A 4008-nucleotide genomic window follows, 5' to 3' on the forward strand; every position below is an offset into this window, starting at 1 on the left:
GGCCAACGAGTAGTAAGCGAGCTCACGGGCGTGTTTGCCGTTGCGGTACAGGTCGGCGGGGTCGGTGGGCTGCACGCGCTGCCGTTGCACCGGCTGCGCCGTCGCGGCCGAGGCCAGAGCCCCAAGCGTGAACAGCCAAACCAGCGCGCCGCCTGTTATCCGCATCGCGCTACTTCCCTTCCGGCACGTACTGCAGCACGCTCAGGTGGTCTTCGGTCAGCACATCGTTGGCCATCTCCTGCAGCTCGGCGGCAGTGATTTTCTCGATTTTGCCGAAAATCTCGCTCAACGGCTCCACGCGGCCCAGGTCGAGGGTGCTTTTGCCGAGCAGCTGCATCATGCCGCCGTTGCTTTCCTCGCTCATGGCGAGCTGGCCCATCAGCTGATGCTTGGCCACGTGCAACTGGTTGGTAGTGAGGGGTTTTTCGCGCAGCAGCTTCAGCTCCTTCTGCACCAGGCCCAGCGTGCGCTTCACCTGCTTGCCCTCGGTGCCGAAGTAGATGCCGAACAGACCGGTATCGGTGTAGGGCGAATACGTGCTGTCGATAGTGTACACGAGGCCGTACTTCTCGCGCACGGCCAGGTTCAGGCGCGAGTTCATTCCCGGGCCGCCCAGAATATTGTTCAGCATGAAGAACGGGATGCGGCGCGGGTCGTTCAGCGAGTAGGCCGGGCCGCCAATCAGGCAATGGGCCTGCTGAATGGGTCGGGTTTCGGTCTGCGTTTTGCGTGTGTAGGCCCCCACCGGGCGGCGCACCCGCGGGCCGCGCCGGGCCGGCAGCGGCGCCAGAAACTTGTCGGCCAAGCGCTTCACTTCTGTGAACGACAGGTTGCTCACCGAGCTGAATACCAGCCGGTCGGTGCGCAGCTGCTCCTGCAAAAACGCGTGGAAGTCGGCCGTCTGGAAGCGGCTCACGCTTTCGCGGGTGCCCAGAATGTTCACGCCCAGCGGGTGGTCGCCAAATACCACGGTATCAAAATCATCCACGATGGCATCTTCCGGCGCATCCTGATACATGCTCATTTCCTCCAGAATCACGCCCCGCTCCTTCTCCAGCTCGCGGCCCGGAAATACAGAGTTGAACGTGAGGTCGGTTAGCAGTTCGAATGCGCGCTCGAAGTGCGTGCTCAGCAGCGAGGCGTAGAAGCAGATTTTTTCCTTGGTGGTGTAGGCGTTCAACTCGCCGCCCACGGTTTCGAGGCGGTTGAGAATGTGGAAGCTCTTGCGCTTCTCGGTGCCTTTAAATGCCATGTGCTCCCAAAAGTGGGCCAGGCCCTGCTGGTGCGGGGCCTCATCGCGCGAGCCAATATCGAGTAAAAACCCGCAGTGCGCTATTTTGGTGTGCAGTACCTGTTTGTGCAACAGGCGGATACCATTCGGATATTCGTAAATGTGATAATCAAGCATAAGTAATACAAAGGTACGGCCGTGCCGTCTGTCATCCTTCGCCTTCGCTTGATGCGCGAAATGCGCAGGATGACAGACAATTTTAAGAAGCCATAACCGGCAGCGTGGCCAAGAGTTGCCCTACTTCAATGCTATACGCGCAGCGAAAGTGCCCCAGCGGGCAGGCCGCATGCCCATGCAGCCCGCAGGGCCGGCAATCTAGCTTCTCCTTCGTCTCGACCACGAATGAAACTGGTGCCAGCGGCCCGAACCCAAACGCCGGCACCGTGCTGCAAAAAATTGCCGTAACGGGCGCGCCCACCGCCGAGCACAGGTGCATGGGCGCCGAGTCGTTCACGTAGTTCATCACCGCCCCACGCATCAGCGCCGCCGAGGCCAGCAAGCCAATTTTCCCGGCAACGCTCACCACGTTTTCGCGCCCGCTGGCCGCCGCCAGCCGCTCGCAGGCCGCTACGTCGGGCGGGCCGCCCAGCAGGTACACGCGCACGCCGGCGGGCAGGGCCGCCAGCAGCTCCAGCCACTTTTCCTCGGGGTACTGCTTAGTGAACCACACCGACGTGGGTGCCAGGCAGATGTACGGCCCGGCCGCCACATAGGGCGCTACGGCCGCTTCGTCGGCCGCCGTGGGGTAGAGGCGCGGCGACACTCGTGGAGTGGGCACGGCATCCGTTAACAGCGCCAAGTTGCGCTCCACCTCGTGCGTGCCATCGCCGATGACGTGCGGCACGCGGCGCGTGAAAAACCGGCTCAGCGGGTTTTTGACGAAGCCGATGCGCTCGGGCGCGCCCGAAAACGCCGTGAGGAAACCCGTACTGGCAAAGCGCTGCAGCGTGACGACGCGGCCGTACTTCGCGGCCCGAATTTGGCCCAGCAAATCCCACAGCGCGGCATACTTGCGGTGCTTCTTGTCCCAGACCAGCACGCGGCGCACGTGCGGGTGGCCGGCCAGCAGGCCCTCGTTGCCGCGCCGCACCAGCACGTCGACGGGCGTGGCGGGCGCGGTCTGGTGCAGGTATTCGAGCAGGGCCGTCATCAGAATCACGTCGCCGATGAAGGCGGTCTGGATGAGCAGCGTGGCGGGCGGAGCAGAGGCAGTGGGCACGGCACAAAAATACGCTGCCGCCGGCCGGCCCGGTTCGGGGCCCGCCGGCGGCAGACGGTCTGGCAGTAGCTAGCTGGTGATGTCGGCTAGGTCAACTCGGCCGAGCGGTTGAGCACTTCCTCCAACGAAATCAGCGTTTCGGTGCGCAAAATGCCCTCGATGGGCTGAATGCGGTCGTGCAGCACGTCGCGCAGGTGCTGGGTATCGCGGCACTGCAGGCGGGCAAATACGCCGTAGGCCCCGGTGGTGAAGTTGATGTTGACAACCTCCGGAATCTCGCGCAGCTGGTTCACCACGCCGGTGTACTCCGAGCTTTTTTGCAGGTAGATGCCCAGAAAGGCACTCACGCCGTAGCCCAGCTTCTGGTAATCGATGCGCAGGGTGGCGCCCTGCACGATGCCAATTTCTTCGAGGCGGGCCATGCGTACGTGCACAGTGCCGCCCGACACGTTCACCTTACGGGCGATTTCGGTGTAGGGCATCTTCGCGTCCTGAATGAGCAGGTTCAGGATGTGCCGGTCGGTGTCATCAAGTTCGTAATTACGAGCCATCTTTTGCAGGAAAGGTTTGTTAATATTTGTAAGTTAACGACTAAAAATTAAATTTATTGCAATTATTCATTTATGTAGCCATTATTATTTGCATCTACTATCACAGCCCATTACATTTGTTGCAATCCTTAGCCGCTCTTCCACAGCAGCTACGTAGCCGAATCTGCCGGTTTTTCGATGCTAACGCCCACGGCGTTGTTGCGAAACTGTCCATTCTTTGAGAGCGTTCGCTCTCGCTACGGCTGTGGTTGGTGCCAGAGGAGAAGAGGGGAAAACGGGGCTGCGCATCTGGGTGGGTGCGCACCTCCACACTGGTAAGGGGCGGCCTCTGGGTGGGGGCCGCCCCTTCGTGTGTTTGCCAAAAAGAAGTTTGCGCTATCCTCATCACTTATCAAACCCTGGCCGGGCTACCTAACGGGCCGCCACTGGCGCCCCTTTGCGAAACTGCTCGGAACCAGCCCGCAGGAAAGCGCTGAATTGCGCAACGTCAGGCTCGTAGGCAATAGGCGTTACCAGCGGCGTATTGGTTGCATCGTTGGGGTCGAGCAGGATGTAAAAAGGCTGCGCATTTACGCCGTAGCGGGTTACCTGCAGGTCAGCATTCTGCTTACCAAGGGTGGTTTTCAGCTGGTTATCGTGTTTCGAGGTGTACCACTCTTTCTGTGGCAATTCTGTTTTATCGTCTACATAAAGCGCCACTACCACGTAGTCGTTGCGCAATTGCTGCAGCACCTGCGGGTCGCTCCACACGGTGGCTTCCATCTTGCGGCAGTTCACGCAGGCATGGCCGGTGAAGTCGATGAAGATGGGCTTGCCCTCCTGACGGGCCACGCGCTTGGCCTGCTCCAGGTCGAAATAGCCATTCAGGTTGTGGGGCAGTTCCAGGAAATCGCCGAAGCGCGGCGCCTCGCGGGTAGCCGTGGCGGCGCCGGATGCGGCAGGCGCGC

Annotated in this window: 4 protein-coding genes; all 4 read right to left on the reverse strand. The window is 61.0% G+C overall.

What is annotated here, in order from left to right; translation table 11 throughout:
* Window positions 1–169: 169 nt before the first annotated feature.
* Window positions 170–1408 carry a M16 family metallopeptidase gene (locus tag ACYVDE_RS16535; RefSeq protein ID WP_460502656.1) on the reverse strand — a complete coding sequence of 413 codons (1239 nt, stop codon included), beginning with the start codon at window positions 1406–1408 and terminating at the stop codon, window positions 170–172.
* Window positions 1409–1490: 82 nt separating this feature from the next.
* Window positions 1491–2510: a glycosyltransferase family 9 protein gene (locus ACYVDE_RS16540; RefSeq protein WP_460502657.1), complete on the reverse strand. Its 1020-nt coding sequence runs from the start codon at window positions 2508–2510 to the stop codon at window positions 1491–1493.
* An 86-nt stretch (window positions 2511–2596) separates the two neighbouring features.
* Window positions 2597–3061: an AsnC family transcriptional regulator gene (locus ACYVDE_RS16545; RefSeq protein ID WP_241934875.1), complete on the reverse strand. Its 465-nt coding sequence runs from the start codon at window positions 3059–3061 to the stop codon at window positions 2597–2599.
* 411 nt (window positions 3062–3472) lie between these two features.
* The coding region (locus ACYVDE_RS16550) for a thioredoxin family protein (protein WP_460502658.1) at window positions 3473–4008 on the reverse strand (536 nt) is incomplete at its 5' end.

It is taken from the genome of Hymenobacter agri (assembly GCF_054778495.1).

Excerpts from the sequence above, each read along its gene's own strand:
- ACYVDE_RS16535 (WP_460502656.1), bottom strand. The coding sequence starts at position 1,408 with ATGCTTGATTATCACATTTACGAATATCCGAATGGTATCCGCCTGTTG.
- ACYVDE_RS16545 (WP_241934875.1), bottom strand. The coding sequence starts at position 3,061 with ATGGCTCGTAATTACGAACTTGATGACACCGACCGGCACATCCTGAAC.